Origin of the sequence: Camelimonas abortus, assembly GCF_042432745.1 — a bacterium.
Classification (GTDB): domain Bacteria; phylum Pseudomonadota; class Alphaproteobacteria; order Rhizobiales; family Beijerinckiaceae; genus Camelimonas; species Camelimonas abortus.
Map to the genome: position 1 here is coordinate 1,293,341 of NZ_JBHLWR010000006.1, position 18,417 is coordinate 1,311,757.

At 72.0% G+C, this 18,417-nt stretch carries 16 protein-coding genes; 4 read left to right on the forward strand and 12 right to left on the reverse strand.

Going from position 1 to position 18,417, the window contains the following annotated elements; translation table 11 throughout:
- Positions 1-458: 458 nt before the first annotated feature.
- The 3 genes from ntrC to dusB are packed head-to-tail and all read right to left on the reverse strand — an operon-like array spanning position 459 to position 4,113.
- The gene (gene ntrC / locus ACFFJB_RS07950; protein ID WP_376830705.1) at positions 459-1,994 is read right to left on the reverse strand and encodes a nitrogen regulation protein NR(I); all 1,536 of its coding nucleotides are present in this window, start codon (positions 1,992-1,994) and stop codon (positions 459-461) included.
- 2 nt (positions 1,995-1,996) lie between these two features.
- Positions 1,997-3,175: a two-component system sensor histidine kinase NtrB gene (locus ACFFJB_RS07955; protein ID WP_376830706.1), complete on the reverse strand. Its 1,179-nt coding sequence runs from the start codon at positions 3,173-3,175 to the stop codon at positions 1,997-1,999.
- Complete coding sequence (dusB, locus tag ACFFJB_RS07960) at positions 3,172-4,113, reverse strand: tRNA dihydrouridine synthase DusB (RefSeq protein WP_376832594.1); 942 nt, start codon at positions 4,111-4,113, stop codon at positions 3,172-3,174. Before dusB ends, ACFFJB_RS07955 begins: the two co-directional genes overlap by 4 nt.
- A gap of 239 nt (positions 4,114-4,352) precedes the next feature.
- Between dusB and ACFFJB_RS07965 the strand changes: the two genes are divergently transcribed.
- Positions 4,353-5,576 carry a bifunctional 2-C-methyl-D-erythritol 4-phosphate cytidylyltransferase/2-C-methyl-D-erythritol 2,4-cyclodiphosphate synthase gene (locus tag ACFFJB_RS07965; protein WP_376830707.1) on the forward strand — a complete coding sequence of 408 codons (1,224 nt, stop codon included), beginning with the start codon at positions 4,353-4,355 and terminating at the stop codon, positions 5,574-5,576.
- Positions 5,577-5,718: 142 nt separating this feature from the next.
- Positions 5,719-6,222, forward strand: a complete 504-nt coding sequence (locus ACFFJB_RS07970; protein WP_376830708.1) for a CinA family protein — start codon at positions 5,719-5,721, stop codon at positions 6,220-6,222.
- A 93-nt stretch (positions 6,223-6,315) separates the two neighbouring features.
- On the opposite strand, the gene ACFFJB_RS07975 is transcribed toward ACFFJB_RS07970, so the two are convergent.
- From ACFFJB_RS07975 to ACFFJB_RS08010, 8 genes are all read right to left on the reverse strand, one after another.
- Complete coding sequence (locus ACFFJB_RS07975; protein WP_376830709.1) at positions 6,316-7,896, reverse strand: DHA2 family efflux MFS transporter permease subunit; 1,581 nt, start codon at positions 7,894-7,896, stop codon at positions 6,316-6,318.
- Between the two features lie 70 nt (positions 7,897-7,966).
- The gene (locus tag ACFFJB_RS07980; RefSeq protein ID WP_376830710.1) at positions 7,967-9,118 is read right to left on the reverse strand and encodes an HlyD family secretion protein; all 1,152 of its coding nucleotides are present in this window, start codon (positions 9,116-9,118) and stop codon (positions 7,967-7,969) included.
- A 583-nt stretch (positions 9,119-9,701) separates the two neighbouring features.
- Positions 9,702-11,186: an Asp-tRNA(Asn)/Glu-tRNA(Gln) amidotransferase subunit GatB gene (gene gatB, locus ACFFJB_RS07985; RefSeq protein ID WP_376830711.1), complete on the reverse strand. Its 1,485-nt coding sequence runs from the start codon at positions 11,184-11,186 to the stop codon at positions 9,702-9,704.
- A 140-nt stretch (positions 11,187-11,326) separates the two neighbouring features.
- On the reverse strand, positions 11,327-11,704 hold the full coding sequence (locus ACFFJB_RS07990; protein ID WP_376830712.1) for a 6-pyruvoyl trahydropterin synthase family protein: 378 nt from the start codon (positions 11,702-11,704) through the stop codon (positions 11,327-11,329).
- Positions 11,704-12,336 (reverse strand): 7-carboxy-7-deazaguanine synthase, encoded by a 633-nt coding sequence (gene queE / locus ACFFJB_RS07995; RefSeq protein WP_376830713.1) that lies wholly within the window; start codon positions 12,334-12,336, stop codon positions 11,704-11,706. The genes ACFFJB_RS07990 and queE overlap by 1 nt, the downstream gene beginning before the upstream one ends.
- Positions 12,337-12,424: 88 nt before the next feature.
- A complete protein-coding gene (gatA, locus tag ACFFJB_RS08000) occupies positions 12,425-13,903 on the reverse strand; it encodes an Asp-tRNA(Asn)/Glu-tRNA(Gln) amidotransferase subunit GatA (RefSeq protein WP_376830714.1) in 1,479 nt (492 codons plus the stop codon).
- Between the two features lie 86 nt (positions 13,904-13,989).
- Positions 13,990-14,277 (reverse strand): Asp-tRNA(Asn)/Glu-tRNA(Gln) amidotransferase subunit GatC, encoded by a 288-nt coding sequence (gene gatC / locus ACFFJB_RS08005; RefSeq protein ID WP_376830715.1) that lies wholly within the window; start codon positions 14,275-14,277, stop codon positions 13,990-13,992.
- Positions 14,278-14,626: 349 nt separating this feature from the next.
- Positions 14,627-15,325 (reverse strand): metal-dependent hydrolase, encoded by a 699-nt coding sequence (locus ACFFJB_RS08010; protein ID WP_376830716.1) that lies wholly within the window; start codon positions 15,323-15,325, stop codon positions 14,627-14,629.
- 226 nt (positions 15,326-15,551) lie between these two features.
- Between ACFFJB_RS08010 and ruvX the strand changes: the two genes are divergently transcribed.
- Both ruvX and ACFFJB_RS08020 read left to right on the forward strand, forming a co-directional pair.
- Complete coding sequence (gene ruvX, locus ACFFJB_RS08015) at positions 15,552-16,040, forward strand: Holliday junction resolvase RuvX (protein ID WP_376830717.1); 489 nt, start codon at positions 15,552-15,554, stop codon at positions 16,038-16,040.
- Between the two features lie 104 nt (positions 16,041-16,144).
- Positions 16,145-16,351, forward strand: coding sequence for a hypothetical protein (locus ACFFJB_RS08020; protein ID WP_376830718.1), 207 nt, complete (start codon positions 16,145-16,147; stop codon positions 16,349-16,351).
- Positions 16,352-17,143: 792 nt separating this feature from the next.
- Here the strand turns inward: ACFFJB_RS08020 and dprA are convergent.
- On the reverse strand, positions 17,144-18,403 hold the full coding sequence (gene dprA, locus ACFFJB_RS08025) for a DNA-processing protein DprA (protein ID WP_376830719.1): 1,260 nt from the start codon (positions 18,401-18,403) through the stop codon (positions 17,144-17,146).
- Positions 18,404-18,417 lie beyond the last annotated feature (14 nt).

Sequence of the window (18,417 nt, forward strand, 5' to 3'; positions counted from 1 at the left end):
TCCGGGACGTGCGCCACGGCCGCCGGGCCGGAAACGGACTCACGGCGGTTGCGGAATGGTCACACTGTTGTTGAAATACGACAGAATAAGGGCGGCGCGCAAACCGCCGGCCGGCGGCTGTGCAATACGGGGACAGGGGCCGGCGCCGGATCGCGCCTGGACCGGGCCCCGACGGCCGCGGAGCGGCCATGACGCGCCGGCGGGCGCGGCCGGCCTGCCGTTGCGGCGCCCTGCCGATGGCGGCGCGGCCTGAGGAGGCGGCGCGGCCAGGGCCCGCCGGGGCCGGCCGCCGGACGCCCGCGTAATGGCGGGCGCTCAGGTCAGGGCCGGGCCTGACGACGACGCGGATGCGGCGCGGATGCGGCGGCGCGGCCCCGGCCATGGGCGGCGCCGGCGCGCGGACGGCCGGGCCCCGGCGCGGCTGGTCCGGGCCCCGGTCCGCGACGCCGCCGGGCCGCTCAGGCCGGGCGGCGGATCGCCAGCGGCGAGCGCACCAGCTGCAGGTCGAGATCCTGGATCTTCTTGCGCAGCGTGTTGCGGTTGAGCCCGAGCAGCTCCGCCGCCTTGATCTGGTTGCCGCGGGTGGCCGCCAGCGCCGCGGTGATCAGCGGCGCCTCCACCTCGCGCAGGATGCGGTGGTACAGGCCGGGCGGCGGCAGGCCGTCGCGGAAACCGGCGAAATAGTCGGCCAGATGCTGCTCCACCATGGCGGAAAGACCGCCGGCCGCCGGCGAAACCGCGGCCGGACGCGGCGGCGGCGCGCTGACGCCGGGCATGACCGGACGGGCCGGCGGCGCGACCGCCGGCGCCGGCGCGGCCAGCGGCGAAGCCAGCTCGCCCGGCTCCAGCTCCGCCTGGATCACCGGGGCGGTGATGACGTCCTGCGGATAGAGCGCCGCCAGCCGCCGCACGAGGTTCTCCAGTTCACGCACGTTGCCCGGCCAGCGGTAACGCTTGAGCCGGTCCATGGCCTCGGCGTCGAGCTGCTTGCGCGGCAGGCCCTCCTTCTCCGCCATGGCGAAGAAATGACGCACCAGGTCGGGAATGTCCTCGAGGCGCTCGCGCAGCGGCGGCAGCCGCAGCGGCACCACGTTGAGGCGGAAATACAGGTCCTCGCGGAACTGGCCGGACTGGATGGAGCCGCGCAGGTCCTTGTTGGTGGCGGCGATGATGCGCACGTTGGCGCGGATCGGCGTGCGCCCGCCCACGGTGGTGTATTCGCCCTGCTGCAGCACGCGCAGCAGGCGGGTCTGGGCCTCCATGGGCATGTCGCCGATCTCGTCGAGAAACAGCGTGCCGCCCTCGGCCTGCTCGAAGCGGCCGGCGCTGCGCTGCGAGGCGCCGGTGAAGGCGCCCTTCTCGTGACCGAACAGCTCGGCCTCGATCAGGTCGCGCGGAATCGCCGCCATGTTCACCGCCACGAACGGCCCGCCCTTGCGCTTGCCGTAGTCATGCAGGGCGCGCGCCACCAGCTCCTTGCCGGTGCCGGACTCGCCGGTGATCATCACCGTGAGGTCGGTGGCCATGAGGCGCGCCAGCACGCGGTAGATTTCCTGCATGGCCGGCGAGCGGCCGATGAGCGGGATGTCCTCGCCGTCCTGGGCGTCGCCGGCGAGGCCGGCGCCGCGCGGCCGCGACATGGCGCGGCCGACGATGGCCACCAGCTCCTTCAGGTCGAAGGGCTTGGGCAGATATTCATAGGCGCCGCGCTCCGAGGCGCGCACCGCGGTCATGAACGTGTTCTGGGCGCTCATGACGATCACGGGCATGTCGGGGCGCTGCTTCCTGATGCGCGGCAACACGTCGAAGGCGTTGGCGTCCGGCATCACCACGTCGGTGATGACAAGATCGCCGTCGCCCTCCTCCACCCAGCGGCAGAGCGTCGACGCCTGGCCGGTGGCGCGCACCTCGTATCCCGCCCTCGTCAGCGCCTGGTTCAGCACCGTTCTGATGGCGGCGTCGTCATCAGCCAGCAGAATCAGTCCCCGTGCCATTATCAAGCCTCCGTCGCGCGCCCGTCGCTTGCCGAATAGACGGGCATCAGGACGCGGAAGGTCGTCCGCCGCGCCCCGGATTCGCATTCGACGATCCCACCATGGTCGCCGATGATCCGCGCAACCAATGCAAGACCCAGGCCAGTTCCGCTCATCTTGGTGGTGACGAACGGATCAAAAAGTTCGGGGAGCATGTCCGGCGGCACGCCGGGACCGTTGTCAGTGACGCAGAATTCAAGCGGCAGGCTGGTTTTCTCGCGCGATCCGGGAATCTGGATGTGAATGCCGGGCCGGAAGGCGGTGCTGAGGATGATTTCGCCGTCCGTCGCGTCCGGTCCGATCGCCTCGGCCGCGTTCTTCACAAGGTTGAGAAACACCTGAATGAGCTGGTCGCGGTTGGCGTAAACCGGCGGCAGCGAGGGGTCGTAATTGCAGGTGATGCGGATATGCCGGGCGAAACCGCTCAGCGCCAGCCGGCGCACGTGGTCGAGCACGCCGTGGATGTTCACCGCCTCGCGCCCGGCCGGCCGGTCGTCGCTGAAAAACTCCATGCGCTCCACCAGCTTCACGATGCGGTCCGCCTCGTCGCAGATCAGCCGGGTGAGCGCCCGGTCCTCGTCGCTGGCCGACTGCTCCAGCAGCTGCGCCGCGCCGCGGATGCCCGACAGCGGATTCTTGATCTCGTGCGCCAGCATGGCGCCGAGCACGGTCATGGAGCGGCCTGCGCTGCGCGTGGTCAGCTGACGGTCGAGCTTTTCAGCAATTGTCCGTTCCTGCAGCACAATGATTATAATTTCATCATTGTCGGACATGGGCGCCGCGAAAATGTCGCTGAGGCGCACCCGCGACGTCCACGGCCGCTCGATGGCCACGCCATAGGTGTTCACCGAGGAGCGGCGCGCGCGCGCCTCGGACACCACGCCGAGCACCGGCGAGTCGAAGGGAAACAGCTGGCGCAGCGTGCGCCGGCCGAGCACGGCGCGGCTCTGCTCGAAGAAATCCTCCGCGGCGGCGTTGACGTAAAGGATGCGGTCGTCCGGTCCCACGGCGACGATGGGGGCCGGCACCACGTTGAGGATGTCGCTGGCGGAGGGGGCGGAAAGCGCCTGCGGGCGCTCCCTGTCAGGAGCCTCGCCCGCGCCGGTTCCAGCTTTCTGAGGGGCTCCTGACGTGTCGCTCATGCGGCCTGTTCCCTGATGATCCTGTCCGGAAGGGCGTGAAGGAGCGCGAGAGCCTCCTGCGGGCGCCGGACGCTGACCAGCGCAAGGCGCAGGTCCGCGGGCGCGCCCATGTGCTCCGCGAAGGCGGCGAGATGCTTGCGGGCGTGACGCACGCCGACGCCGGCTCCGTAAAGCGCGATCATGGTTTCGTAGTGCTCGCGCATGGCGGCGACCTTTTCCGCCGGCTGCGGCTCCGGGCGCGGCGCGCCGGCCAGGGCGGCGGCGATCTGCCCTACCAGCCACGGCCGCCCCAGGGCGGCGCGGCCCACCATCACCGCGTCGGCGCCGGAGCGGGCCAGCGCCTCGCGCGCGTCGCGCGCGCCGGCGATGTCGCCATTGACCACCAGCGGCAGGTCGAAGCCGTCGCGGACCAGGGCCGCGCGCACCGCGCCGACGGCGCCCCAGTCGGCCCGCCCCTTGTAGAACTGCTGCCGGGTGCGGCCGTGCACCGTCACCATGGCGACGCCGGCGGCGGCGGCGCGGCGGGCCAGCTCCGGCGCGTTGCGGCTCGCATCGTCCCAGCCGAGGCGCATTTTCAGCGTCACCGGCAGGGTGGTGGCGGCGACCGTGGCCTCCACCAGCGCCATGGCGTGATCGGGATCGCGCATCAGCGCCGAGCCGGACTGGCCGCCTGTGACGCTGCGCGCCGGGCAGCCCATGTTGATGTCGATGACATGGGCCCCGGCCGCCTCGGCGACGCGGGCCGCCTCCCCCATCCAGTAGGGGTCGCAGCCGGCCAGCTGCACCACATGCACGGCGACGCCGGCGCCTTCGGCCCGGGCGGCGGCCTCGGCCTCGCCGCGCGCCAGCGACCCGGAGGCGACCATCTCGGACACCACCAGGGACGCGCCGAAGCGCTCCGCCAGACGGCGGAATCCGATATCGGTCACCCCGGACATGGGCGCAAGCGCCGCGCCCCCGTTCCGCAGCTTCTGGATGGCGTCGTAACCGCGCCGCGCGTTGTCGTTCATGATGCGCTGTTTTATCCGCCGCGCCGGCGCGACGCCACGGATTTTTGCGGGTTCCTTCGGAAGCGCGGCCAGAAGCGCGGCGCAGGCGCGCGGGCGGCGCCCGCCGCCAGGCTTGCCCCGGCCGGAGGTTCGCGGCTAAACCGGTCGGCCATGAGCGGGAGCCTTTCATGACAGCTGACGACAGCGCCCGGGCCGGCGCCGCAGACGCCGGCGCGACGACCGCCGTCGCCGACGCGGTGATCGTCGCCGCCGGCCGCGGCGAGCGCGCCGGCGGCGGAACGCCGAAACAGTATCGCGACCTCAACGGCGAGCCGGTGCTGCTGCACAGCCTGCGCCGTTTCCTGGCCGTAGCCGGGGTGCGGCGCGTGGTCGTGGTGGTGCGCGGCGAGGACAGGCCGCTGTTCGACGCCGCCGTGGCGCGGCTCGGCGCCCAGGCCAACGGCCGCCTGATGTCGGTGGAGGGCGGCGCCACGCGCCAGGCCTCGGTGCGCCATGGCCTGGAGGCGCTGGCCTCGCTGGCCGAGCCGCCGGACATCGTGCTGATCCACGACGCCGCCCGCCCGTGGGTGAGCGAGGCGCTGACGCGCCGCGCCATCGCCGCCGCGCGCGCGTGCGGCGCCGCCGCCCCGGGCGTGCCGGTGACCGACACCATCAAGAGCGTGGACGACAGCGGCGTCGTCACCGCCACGCTGCGCCGGCCGCAGCTTCGCGCCATCCAGACGCCGCAGGCCTTCGCCTTCCGCCCGATTCTGGAGGCGCACCGACGCGCCGCGGGCGTGGACGCCGAATTCACCGACGACGCCGCCATCGCCGAATGGGCCGGCCTGCCCGTGCGGGTGTTCCCCGGCGAGCCCGCCAATGTGAAGATCACCCGCCCGGAGGATTTCCCCGCCCCCGCCGCGGCCATGACCAGCCGCACCGGCATCGGCTATGACGTGCACGCCTTCACCGAAGGCGACCACATCTGGCTGGGCGGCGTGCGCATCGCCTGTGACGCCGGCGTGCTCGCCCACTCCGACGGCGACGTCGCCCTGCATGCGCTTACCGACGCCCTGCTCGGAGCCATCGCCGCGGGCGACATCGGAACCCATTTTCCCCCGAGCGACCCGCAGTGGAAGGGCGCCTCCTCGGACCGCTTCCTCGCCCACGCCGCCGCGCTGGTGCGGGCCCGCGGCGGCGTCATCGACCATGTGGACGTGGTGATCGTGGCCGAACAGCCGAAGATCGGCCCGCACCGCGCGGCCATCCGGGCGCGGATTGCGGAAATCCTTGGGGTCAGCGAAACTGCCGTTTCGGTCAAGGCGACCACCTCCGAGCGCCTTGGCTTCACCGGACGGCGCGAGGGCATCGCCGCCCAGGCCGTCGCCACCATCCGCCTCCCGGCGGCCTGAGGGCCGCGGATCACGCCGGCGCGACGCCGGCCCGCCGCTTCCCGGCCGCCGCCGCGGAAGCCGCCGACGCCCCCCGGGCGCGCCGCGCCGGGCGGGCGGCCCAGGGCCCGACGACGCGCCGCAGGAGCAGGAAACGTCCGACATGACCATCACGCCGGAAATCATCCAGCAGGCTGAAGAACTGCTCGCGCTCTACCGCCGCTTCCGCCTGACGCTCGCCACCGTGGAGTCGTGCACGGGCGGGCTGGCGGCCGGCGCCCTCACCGCCATCCCTGGCTCTTCGGACGTGGTGGACCGCGCCTGGGTCACCTACTCCAACCGCGCCAAGCACGAGATGGTGGGCGTGCCGAAAGAAACGCTGGAGCGCTTCGGCGCGGTGAGCGAGCAGACGGCGCGGGCCATGGCCGTGGGCGCCCTCAGCCGCTGTCCGGCCAACGTCACCGTCGCCATCACCGGCATCGCCGGTCCCGGCGGCGGCACGGAGGACAAGCCCGTGGGCCTCGTGCATTTCGCCGCCGCCCGCGAGGGCCGCGAGACGCTGCATGTGGAGCGCCGCTTCGGCGAGGAGAGCAGCCGCGACGCGATCCGCGCCGCCTCGGTGCTGCAGGCCTTCGAGCTGCTGCGCGAAATGGCCGTCGCCGACTGACCGGCCCGGCGCGCGGGCGCCCGCCGGACCCTGCGCGGCGGGCGCGACGCTGCGCCGCCGGGGCGCGCGCCGCCGCCGCCCGCGGCCTCCGCCTCAGTGGGCGTCCACCTGCACCGCCGGATCCGGCTTGCGGATGAAGGGCGTGAGCAGGATCAGCCCCAGGAACAGGAAGGTCAGCACGTAGAACACGTCGGCAAAGGCCAGCACCATGGCCTCGCGCCGCACCAGCTGCGCCAGCTGTTTCAGCGCCGCCAGCTCCGCGTCCGAGCCGCGCGGGGCCATGGCGGCGGTGAGCGTGTTGAGCCGCTCCAGCGCCACCTCGCGGCTCCAGGTCACCTGCTCCGCCAGCCGCTGCAGGTGCAGGTCCATGCGGTTGTTGAGCATGGTGTTGATGACGGCCAGCCCCACCGCGCCGCCGAGGTTGCGGGTGAGGTTGAACAGGCCCGAGGCGTTCTTCACCTCATCCGGCGGCAGCGTGCCCAGGGCGATGTTGTTGATGGGCACCATGCAGGCCATGATGCCGACCCCGCGCAGGATCTGCGGAATGAACAGCTCGTCGAAGTCCCAGTCGGCGGTGATGCCGGTGACGATCCAGGTGCCGGCGGCGAACAGGGCGAAGCCGATGCCGATCAGCACGCGCGGGTCCATCACCGCCGAGATGCGGCCGATAACTGGCGCGGTGAGGAACATGGCCGCGCCGGTGACGAACATGGTCTCGCCGATCTGCAGCGGCGAGTAGCCGCGGATCCGCGCCAGGTACACCGGGTAGAGATAGGTCAGGCCGTAGAGGCCGACGCCCATGGTGAAGCTGAACAGCGAGCCGGCGGCGAAGTTGCGGTCGCCGAAGGCGCGCAGGTTCGTCACCGGCTCGTCGACGCTGAACGCCCGCCAGAAAAACAGCAGCGCCCCCGCCACGGTGACGGCGGTGAAGATGACGATGTATTCGTCGTTGAACCAGTCCTTGAGCGGCCCCTCCTCCAGCACGAACTCAAGCGAGCCGAGAAACAGGGCCATGCCGGCGAGGCCGAGCCAGTCGAATCGCCGCAGCAGGGCGTAGTCCGGCCCGTCGAAGTCGATGAGCGCGAAGGCCACCAGCGTCACCGCCACGCCCGGCGCGATGTTCACCAGAAACAGCCAGTGCCAGGAAAACAGGTCGGTGAGATAGCCGCCGACCGTGGGGCCGATGGTGGGCGCCAGCGTCGCCACGAGGCCGATGATCGGCGAGACGATCGGCCGCCTGTCCGGCGGGAACACCGTATAGGCCGCGGCGAACACGGTGGGGATCATGCCGCCGCCGATGAAGCCCTGCAGCGCCCGGTAGACGATCATCTGCTCGATGGACGTCGCCGTGGCGCACATGAAGCTCATGAAGGTGAAGCCGGCCGACGACAGGGTGAAGAACAGCCGCGTCGACAGCGCCCGCGACAGGTAGCCTGACAGCGGGATCATGATCACTTCGGCGATCAGGTAGCTGGTCTGCACCCAGGGGATCTGGTCGCCGCTGGCGCTGAGGCCGGCCTGGATCTGCGGCAGCGAGGCCGAGACGATCTGGATGTCCAGGATCGCCATGAACATGCCGAACACCATCGCGACGAAGGCGATGAAGCGGCGGATGTCGAGGCGCTCGTGGCCGGCGGACGCGGCGTCGCCGGCGGCTGGTGCTGCAGCTGTCATCGGTCCACCCCTGCGCCCGCTGCGGCCGGCCCGTCGCCGCGCGCGGCGCCCGCCGGCGGGAGGGTCACGGTCACTCTTTCGCCGCCGCTTCGCCCGGCGCCGGGCCGGTGCGGGTGTCCACGGTGGCCACCACCGAGAGGCCCGGGCGCAGCACGTGCTCGGCCACCTCCTGCCTGTCGATGAGCAGCCGCACCGGCAGGCGCTGCACGATCTTGGTGAAGTTGCCGGTGGCGTTGTCCGGCGGCAACAGGCTGAACAGCGCCCCCGAGGCTGGCGACAGGCTGGCCACCACGCCGTGGAAGAGCCGGTCCGGATAGGCGTCCACGGTGAAGGTCACCTTCTGGCCGGGATGCAGCCGGCTGATCTGCGTTTCCTTGAAATTGGCGTCGATATAGACGTCGTCCAGCGGCACGATGGCGGCGAGGCGCGCGCCCGGCTGCACGAACTGGCCGGTCTGCACCGCCTTGTTGCCGATGACGCCGGACACCGGCGCGCGCACCTCGGTGAAGGAGAGGTCGCGCTCGGCCCGGGCGGTGGCCTTGCGGTATTCGTTGAGCACGCCGGCGGCCTCGGCCTTCTGCGCCTCCAGCACCTGGACGTTGGCTCTGGCGGACTGCAGCGCCGCCTTCGCCGAGAGCAGCGCCGCCTCGGCGCGCGCCCGGTCGGCGCGGGCCAGCTCCAGCTTCTGCTGGCTGGCGAAATCGCGCTGGGCGAGCCGGACCTGGCGCTCGAGCTCGGAGCTGGCGCGGGCGAGATCGGCCTCGGCGGCCGGCACCTGGGCGGCGGCCTGGGCCACGGCGGCGCGCGCGGCCTCGATCTGGCGGCTGATGCGCTCCAGCGCCGCCTCCTGGGTCTTTTCACGGGCGCGGGCCGCCTCAAGGGCGATGCGATAGTCGCCGTCGTCAATGCGGGCGATGATGTCTCCGGCCTTCACGCTCTGGTTGTTCTCCACCAGCACTTCGGTGACGTAGCCGGACACCTTGGCGGCGAGCAGCGTCATGTCGGCGCGCACGTAGGCGTCATCGGTGGAGACGAGAAAGCGGCCGGTGGTCCACCAGTAGGCGCCGCCCCAGATCACGCCGATGACGGCGGCGGCGCCGAGCGCGGCGGCGGCCAGCTTCAGGCGGCCGCGCCGCGCCGCAGCGAACGGCGCGGCCACAGGCGGCGTCGCGGTCGCTGACGCCCCGCCGCCGAGGCCGTCCGCGTTCTCATGCCTGCTCATGCGGCCATCCTGGTCATTCCGTCCCGCTGTCCGCCACAGACGGACATGGGAGGTGTGAATATTTTTGCGGACCATGCCAGTCAATCGCGGCGCCGGCGCGGCGCCCCGCCCGCCTCCCTTTTTCCGCCGCCCGGCAAGTAAGCACAGGCGCCCGGTTTTCGCGGATTTGCAACATCATGACGGCCGGCAGACGCGTGCTGGCGACGAAACGCCGATGAACACGCCACAGACCAGCCATGCAACAGGCGCCAGCCCGGGGCGCGCGCATGGCGACGGACGGCGCCGTCCAGGGCGCGACGGCCTGTCGCAGCCCGCACGGCGATTCATCGGCCGCGCCGCCCGTCACGTCGCCCGCCGCGCGCCGGAGCGGACGGACGCGCCGCGCATGGCGGGCCGGAGCCCGCGTTCGCGCCCATGTTGCAACTGCATTCACGTCACGGACGCATCCATGCCGCGGGCGCATTCCTGCCGGCGCTGGCGGCGTCAGCGGGCGCCGCCGCCGGCCGCGCAGGGCCCGAAAGGCGGCGGGCGGGCCCCCGGGGGGGCCCGCCCGCGCGGATCAGCGCGTTTTCCGCCGCCGGCCTCAGAGGCCGAGACGGGCCTTGACCAGGGCGTTCACCACCTGCGGATTCGCCTTGCCGCCGGTGGCCTTCATCACCTGACCGACGAACCAGCCGGCGAGGGTCGGCTTGGCCTGGGCCTGGGCGACCTTGTCCGGATTGGCGGCGATGACCTCGTCCACGGCTTTCTCGATGGCGGCGGTGTCGGTCACCTGCTTCATGCCGCGGCTCTCGACGATCTGGCGCGGGTCGCCGCCGCCCTCCTCGATGATGATGGCCAGCACGTCCTTGGCGATCTTGCCGGAGATGACCCCCCCGGCGATCAGGTCGACGATGCCGGCCACGTGCTCCGGCTTCACGCAGGTCTGGTGCACCGGCCGGCCGATGGCGTTGGCGTAAGCGGAGACGTCGCCCATGATCCAGTTGGCCACGGCCTTGGCGTCGCGCCCGCCGCCGCCATGGCCGAGAGCGGCCTCGAAGTAGTCGGCGGTCTCGCGGTCGGCCACCAGGATGCCGGCGTCATAGGCGGGCAGCCCCAGCTCCTTCATGAAACGGGCCTTCTTGGCGTCAGGCAGCTCCGGCAGGCTGGCGGCGATTTCGTCCACCATTTCCCGGGAGATCACCAGCGGCAGCAGGTCCGGATCGGGGAAATAGCGGTAGTCGTGCGCCTCTTCCTTGGAGCGCATGGAGCGGGTTTCGCCCCTGGCCGCGTCGAACAGGCGGGTCTCCTGGTCCACCACGCCGCCGTCCTCAAGGATGGCGATCTGGCGGCGGGCCTCATATTCGATGGCCTGGCCGATGAAGCGGATGGAGTTGACGTTCTTGATCTCGCAGCGGGTGCCGAACGGCTCGCCGGGACGGCGCACCGAGACGTTGACGTCGGCGCGCAGCGAGCCCTTCTCCATGTCGCCGTCGCAGGCGCCGATGTAGCGCAGGATGGAGCGCAGCCTGGTCATGTAGGCCTTCGCCTCCTCCGCCGAACGCAGGTCCGGCCGGGAGACGATCTCCATCAGCGCCACGCCCGAGCGGTTGAGGTCGACATAGCTCATCGACGGATGCTGGTCGTGCAGCGACTTGCCCGCGTCCTGCTCGAGGTGCAGCCGCTCGATGCCGACCTCCACCTGGGAGCCGTCCTCAAGGTCGATGGTGAGCGACCCCTCGCCGACGATGGGGTGCTTGTACTGGCTGATCTGGTAGCCCTGCGGCAGGTCCGGGTAGAAATAGTTCTTGCGGTCGAACACCGAGCGCAGGTTGATCTGCGCCCGCAGGGCGAGGCCGGTGCGGACCGCCTGGCGCACGCACTCCTCGTTGATCACCGGCAGCATGCCGGGCATGGCCGCGTCCACCAGGGAGACATGATCGTTCGGGTCGCCGCCGAATTCGGTGGAGGCGCCGGAGAACAGCTTCGCCCGGGACGAGACCTGGGCGTGCACCTCCATGCCGATCACCACCTCCCAGTCGCCGGTGGCGCCCTTGATCAGTTTTGGCGTACGCTGAGGAGCATTCATCGGGCCATCCTTCCAGCCGCCGCGCAAGCGGCCGGCTCACTGTTGTCGCCGGCGTGCGGATCCGGCCATTGGTTTGCATGGCGCCGCCGGAAAGGCCGTCGCCTCCTTCCCCGGCGGGCGCGGTCAGCGACAGGCGGGGCTCAGGCGCGCCCGCCGTAATAGGTGCATTTCTCGCCGTTGGAGTCGCGGTGCACGGTCACGGCGGCCAGACCGGGGCAGCGCGGCTCCAGCTTGCGCCAGATCCACAGCGCCAGGTTCTCCATGGTGGCGGGGCCGAGATCGGGCACCTCGTCAAGGAAGCGGTGGTCCAGGCCGTCGCGGGCCTCCTGCATCGCCCGCTCGAACAGGGTCAGGTCGATGATCATGCCGGTCTCCGGATCCGGCTCGCCGCGCACGGTCACCTCCGCCCGGTAGGAATGGCCATGGATGCGACGGCTGCTCTCCACTTCCTCGGTCTCGGGCGCGCGGTTGAGCGTGTGCGCCGCCTCGAAGCGAAACTGTTTGGAAAGTTCGAACATCACGGAATGCCAATCACCTTGTGGGTCTGCACGCTGAGCCGCCACTGGGGATGGTCCATGCACCACCGCACCGCGGCCGCCGTATTGGCGGCCAGGTCAGGGCCGTCCATTGGCTGCAGAAAAAAGTGTCTGAAATCAAGCTCCGCCACCGCGTCCGGCATGAGGCCGGGCTGCGGAAACACCAGCTTGAGCTCGTCGCCTGAGCGCTGGACCAGCTCCGCGCCCGCCTTGGGGCTGACGCAGACCCAGTCCAGCCCCTCCGGAGCCGGCAACGTGCCGTTGGTCTCCACCGCGCAGCGGAAACCGCGGGCGTGCGCTTCCTCCAGCAGCGGCGCGTCCAGCTGCAGCAGCGGCTCGCCGCCCGTAAACACGATCAGCCGGTGCGTCCGCCCCGGCCCCCACGCCGCCTCGATGGCGTCCATGAGCGCCGCCGGGCTGGCGTAGCGGCCGCCGCGCTCGCCGTCCATGCCCACGAAATCCGTGTCACAGAACCGGCAGATGGCCCTGGGCCGGTCTTCCTCGCGCCCGCTCCAGAGGTTGCAGCCGGAAAAACGGCAGAACACCGCCGCGCTGCCGGCCTGGGCGCCCTCGCCCTGCAACGTCCTGAAGATCTCCTTGACCGCATAGGTCATTGCGGGCTCCCTGGCGGCGGCCTGCCGGGCAGGCCGCCCGCCGCTGTCTCCTGTTCCGGCGCGCAGCCGGCCGCCGCCCCGCCGGCGCTCAGCGCCACCACGCCGGCGGCGCGAACCGCCCGGCCGCCTGCTCGATCACCTCGCCGGCGGCGAACAGCGTCTCCTCGTCGAACGGCCGGCCGATCAGCTGCAGGCCGAGCGGCAGCCCCTGGGAATCCAGCCCGGCAGGCACCGAAAGCCCCGGCAGGCCGGCGAGGTTCACCGTCACCGTAAAGATGTCGGCGAGATACATCTCCACCGGATCGGTCGTCCCCTTCTCGCCGAGGCCGAAGGCGGCCGAGGGCGTGGTCGGGGTGAGAATGGCGTCGACGCCGGCGGCGAAGGCCGCGTCGAAATCGCGCTTGATGAGGGCGCGCACTTTCTGCGCCCGCAGGTAATAGGCGTCGTAATAGCCGGCGGAGAGCACGTAGGCGCCGGTCATGACGCGGCGCTTCACCTCGCGGCCGAAGCCGGCGGCGCGGGTGTTTTCGTACATCTCGGTGATGTCCCGGCCGTTGACGCGCAGGCCGTAGCGCACGCCGTCATAACGGGCGAGGTTCGAGGACGCCTCGGCCGGGGCGATGATGTAATAGGCGGCGAGCGCGTAGCGGGTGTGCGGCAGCGACACCTCGACCACGCTGGCGCCGGCGTCGCGCAGCATCTGCGCGCCCTTCTCCCACAGGGCGTCGATCTCCGGCGACAGCCCCTCCACGCGGTACTCCTTCGGAATGCCGATGGTGAGGCCCTTCACGCCGCGGCCCACCGCCGCCTCGAAATCCGGCACCGGCGCGTCCACCGAGGTGGCGTCCTTCAGGTCAAGGCCGGCCATGGACTTCAGCATGATGGCGGCGTCGCGCACGGTGCGGGCGATGGGGCCGGCCTGGTCCAGCGACGAGGCGTAGGCGATGATGCCCCAGCGCGAGCAGCGCCCGTAGGTGGGCTTGACGCCCACGGTGCCGGTGTAGGCGGCCGGCTGGCGGATGGAGCCGCCGGTGTCGGTGGCCGTGGCGGCGAGGCACAGGCGCGCCGCCACCGCGGCGGAGGAGCCGCCCGAGGAGCCGCCCGGCACGACGGGACTGTCCGACCCGCGGCGGCGCCAGGGCGAAATCACCGGACCGAAGCAGGAGGTCTCGTTGGACGAGCCCATGGCGAACTCGTCGTTGCTGAGCTTGCCGAGCATCACCGCGCCGTCGGCCCACAGCTTCGCCGTGACCGTGGACTCGTAGGACGGGACGAAGTTCGCCAGGATGCGGCTGCACGCGGTGGTGCGCACGCCGTCGGTGCAGAACATGTCCTTGACGCCGAGCGGCAGGCCTTCCAGCGGGCGGGCCTCGCCGGCCTGGATGCGGGCGTCGCTGGCCGCGGCCATCTCCAGCGCCTTCTCCGGCGTCTCCAGCACGAAGGCGTTGAGGGCGCGCGCCTGCTCCATGGCCGCAAGATGCGCCTTCGTCAGCTCGACGGCGGAGAACTGCTTCGCCCGCAGTCCGTCGCGCGCCTCGGCCAGGGTGAGATCGGTCAGCTCAGACATGTGCGTCTTTCAAACTCGGTGACTGGGGAGCGGCGGAGCGCCGGCGGGGCGCACGGGCGGCCGCCGCGGCGCAGGCGCGACGCGGATTACTCGACCACTTTCGGCACGAGGAAGAAATTGTCCTCGGCGGCGGGCGCATTGGCGACGATGCGGGCGGCGTAGCCGCCGTCGGTCACCTCGTCGGCGCGCATGCGCATGGGCTGGTCGGACACGGAGGTCATCGGCCCGACGCCCGTGACGTCCACCTGGGCGAGCTGCTCGACGAACGCCAGAATGGAGCCGATCTCCTGCGCAAGCGCGGGAACCTCGTCATCGCTCACGGCGATGCGGGACAGTTGGGCCATACGCCGGACAGTGGTCGCATCGACGGACATGCCGCCTCCGTTCGTTCTTGTCTCAAGGGATCAGGGCGGAGAACCGCCGCTCCAGAACCGTCGCTCCGGCGCCGCCTTTTCCGGCTGTCGCCGCCGGATCGCGCCCGCCGGCGCGCGCCCCGGAGACGCGGCCGCCGTGGACGGGCGGCCCGGCGCGGGGCGCCCGCGCGGACGGCCGCGGCGCGTCCGGGCGCGCCTGCGGGCGCCGGCCGGAACCGTCGCCGGCCCCGCGGGGGCTATAGCACCGGGCGGGCGCCAGCCGCAACAACGCGCCGCGCCCGGCCGCTGCGGCCAAAAGCGCGAAAGCCGGGCGCCGGCCCGGCTGCGTGCGGCGGCGCGCCGGCGCCGTTCAGACGGTGAACGGCTCGTTCTTCTTCGGCACGATGACGCGGGTGGACGAGCCCTGCAGGGCGTCGGCGAACTTCTGCGCGTCCTGCACCAGCAGCGGGAAGGTGGCGTAGTGGCACGGCACCACCGCCTTCAGGGTGAAGAACTTGCGCACGGCGTAGGCGGCGTGGTCCGGCCCCATGGTGAAGCGGTCGCCAATCGGAACGAAGGCGATGTCCGGGGCGTACAGTTCGTTGATCAGCGCCATGTCGGAGAAGATGGCGGTGTCGCCCATGGCGTAGACAGTGGGCTCGCCGGGCGCCTGGACGATGATTCCGTTCGGATTGCCAAGCGGGCGGTCCACGCCGGCCTCGATCATGGCGGCGGAGTGGTCGGCGCGCACCAGCGAGACGCGGAAGCCGTCGGTCTCGATGGTTCCGCCGGTGTTCATCGGCTCGAACTTCTCGACGCCCTGGGAGGCCAGGTGCATGCACAGGTCATAGTTGGTGACGACGGTGGCGCCGGTGCGTCTGGCGATGTCGACGGTGTCGCCGACATGGTCGCCGTGACCGTGCGTGACCAGGATGTGGGAGACGCCCTTCTCGATGGCGCTGACGTCGCCGTCAAACGACGGGTTGCCGGTAAAGAACGGATCGATCAGCACGGCGCGGCCGCCGAAGTCGAGACGAAACGCCGAATGTCCGTACCAGGTGATCTGCATCTGTTTCTCCCTGTGGCCCGCGCGCTTTCCGCGGATGGCCGCGCGCGGAAGTCTTCCGCTGAGCTGTAAGGCATCGCGCCGGCAAAATCACCCCCGGACGGGCCCCTGGCGGGGGATTGCGCGGCGCCCGCTCCGGCGGCCGGGGCTGGACAGGCGCGCCGGCGGACCGCACAAGCGCCCCGGGGCCGCCAGCCGGCCCGGCCAGACCGCATGCATGAGGAGCTCCATGTCCGGCATCGACAGCCTCGCCCCCCTTCTCGACGTTCCCCCCGGCCGGCGTCTGCTCGGGCTGGACCTGGGCTCGAAGACCATCGGCCTCGCCCTGTCTGACGTGAGCTGGACGGTCGCCACCTCGCTGGAGACCATCGCCCGCAAGAAATTCACGCTGGACGCGGAGCGGCTTCTGGCCATCTGCGCGCGGCACGACGTGGGCGGGCTGGTGTTCGGCTGGCCGCTCAACATGGACGGCAGCGAGGGCCCGCGCACCCAGTCCACGGCGGCGTTCATGCGCAACCTGGCGAAGCTGACCGACCTGCCGATGGCGACGTGGGACGAGCGGCTGAGCACGGCCGCGGTCACGCGCATGCTCATTGACGCCGACGCCAGCCGCGCGCGCCGCGGCCAGATCGTCGACAAGCTGGCCGCCTCGTATATCCTGCAGGGCGCGCTGGACCGGATCGCTTCCGCCAGGCATTCATCCGGGCGGCAAAAGTAATGCAATCGTTCTTTTGACCCTTTTCGACGTCACGCCTAATTGCGATAATTTTCCGGACGGTCCATTTAACCTGCATGTCGTTCTGAAAATATAAAGGACGAATCATGACATTCACGCCGCCCGGCAAACGCGTCGCCAGTCTCCTGCCTGTGTCCGAGCCAGGCCGCTCGGAGGTGGCGCAGTACATCGAGCAGATCACCCAGGAGCTGTACGCCCTGGCCCGCCGGAAAAACCTCGACCTGCTCGCCTATTTCCTGACGATGGCCAACATGGAGGCCCAGGAACAGGCGCGCAGCGGCGACGACCACTGATCCGCCCCCTGCCCCGCGGCCGCGACGCCCCCGCCGCCCCCCCCGGCGGCGGAGAAGGCGGGCGGGTCGCCGGCGGCCAGGCGGCGACGGCGTGGGCGGACGGATGGCGCGTGGAACGCCGGGCGCGGATCGCCGGGAGCCCCCTTTCCCGGGAGCGGTCGCGGCCGCGCGGCCCGGAGAGGCCTGGAGACGTCTGGAGACGCCCGGACGCGGGCGCAGGCGCAGCCGTGGCCGCAGCCGCGGGACGGCCCTTCACGCCCCGGGGGCGGACGCGGCCCGGCCGGAACGGCAATACGGCCGCGGCCGCCCTTTCCGTCATGCGCGGGGACGAAGGCCGTCACGGGCAGGGATGGCGGGGATGAATGCGGCGTCCGCGCCTGCGGCGCGCGGCGTGGCGGAGGGCATGGAGCTGGCGCGGCGGTCGCAGCCGCCCTGCGGCGCCGCCTCATTCCGGTCATGCGCGGATCCGCCGGGGGCCACAAGGCGGACGCCGCTCCGCCCGGCCGGTCGGGGGCGGCGCGGCCACCCGCGGCTGCTCCCGGCCGTCATCGCCGCCGCGGACGGGCGTGAACGCCCGGGTCAGGCCCGGGCATGACTGCGGCGCCGGGAAAGGCGCCGCAGCCGCCGCGCGGCCGGAACCGGCCGGCCGCCATATTCCGCCGCGGGCCGCCGCCGGAGGCCGCCTTCGCCAGCCCACGGCGGCAGCAAGGAGGCGGCGCCTGCAGATCCCGGCAGGCCGCTGCGATCGATCCCGCCCGCGTGCGGCGCCCTGCAGCCGCCACCGGCAGGCGTTCACGCGCGCGGGGCCAGGGAGACCGCCTGGGCGCCGTGATGCTCCAGCCGGCCCTGAAGGGCGAGCTCGCAAAGGGCCGCGCTCACCTCATGAACGCTGAGACCGGACAGCGCCACCAGATCATCCACCGCCACCGGAGCCGGACCGAGCAGACGCTCGACGCGGGCCAGCGCCGCGCCCGGCCCGCCGCCGGGGGCGGCGGCCGGCGCGCCTGCGCCTTCCGGCTCCTCCGGCGGCGCGGGCGGCGGCGTGTCGTCATCCGCGGGCGGGCCGGCGCCCCCTGGCTCCGCAAGGCCGAGCAGCTCCACGTCCAGCTCCTCCCACAGCGGCGGGTCTCCGGCGGAAGCGCGTTCCTCGCGCATCGCCCCTGCCGGAGGCGGCCGGCCGGCCAGCGGCGCCAGCGCCGCCAGAACGTCCTCCGGGCCACAGCAGAGCGTGGCGCCGTCGCGCAGCAGCCGGTTGGTCCCGCCGGCGCGCGGATCCAGCGGCGAGCCGGGAACGGCGAACACCTCCCGCCCCTGTTCGGCGGCGAAACGCGCGGTGATCAGCGAGCCGGAGCGCAGCGTCGCCTCCACCACCACCACGCCGAGAGACATGCCGGAAATGATGCGGTTGCGGCGGGGAAAGTCCTGGCCGCGCGGCGTCCAGCCCATGGGCATCTCGCTCACCGCCGCGCCGCGCTCGAGAATGGCCTCCAGCAGCCGCGCGTGCTCGCGCGGATAGACGCGGTCGTGGCCGCCCGCCAGCACCGCCACCGTGCCGGCGCGGAGGCTGGCCTCATGGGCGGCGGCGTCGACGCCCCGGGCAAGGCCGGAGATCACCGCATAGCCCTCTTCCCCCAGCCGGCCGGCGAGCAGGGCGGCGATGCGCTGGCCGGCGGCGGAGGCGTTGCGCGAGCCGACGATGGCCACCGCCGGCATGGCCAGGGCCTGCCCCTGGCCGCGCACCGCCAGCAGCGGCGGCGGGCTGTCGATGAAGCGCAGCGCCGGCGGATAGTCCGCCTCGCCGCGGGCGACGAAGCGCACGCCAAGCCGCCGCGCGGCGTCGAGCTCGCGGTCAATGGCGTCGCGGGAGGGGATGAGGACGGTCCGTCCGGCGCGCGCGGCGAGCTCCGGCAGCGCCTCAAGCGCCTGGGCGGCGCCGCCGTAACGGTCCAGCAGGCGGAAGAAACTGCGCGGACCGACGCCCTGCGTTCTCAGCAACCTGAGCCAGTCAGCCCTGACCCTGTCGTCGAGAAGGCGCGCCGGCGACGTCGTCATGGGCGCCGCCACAA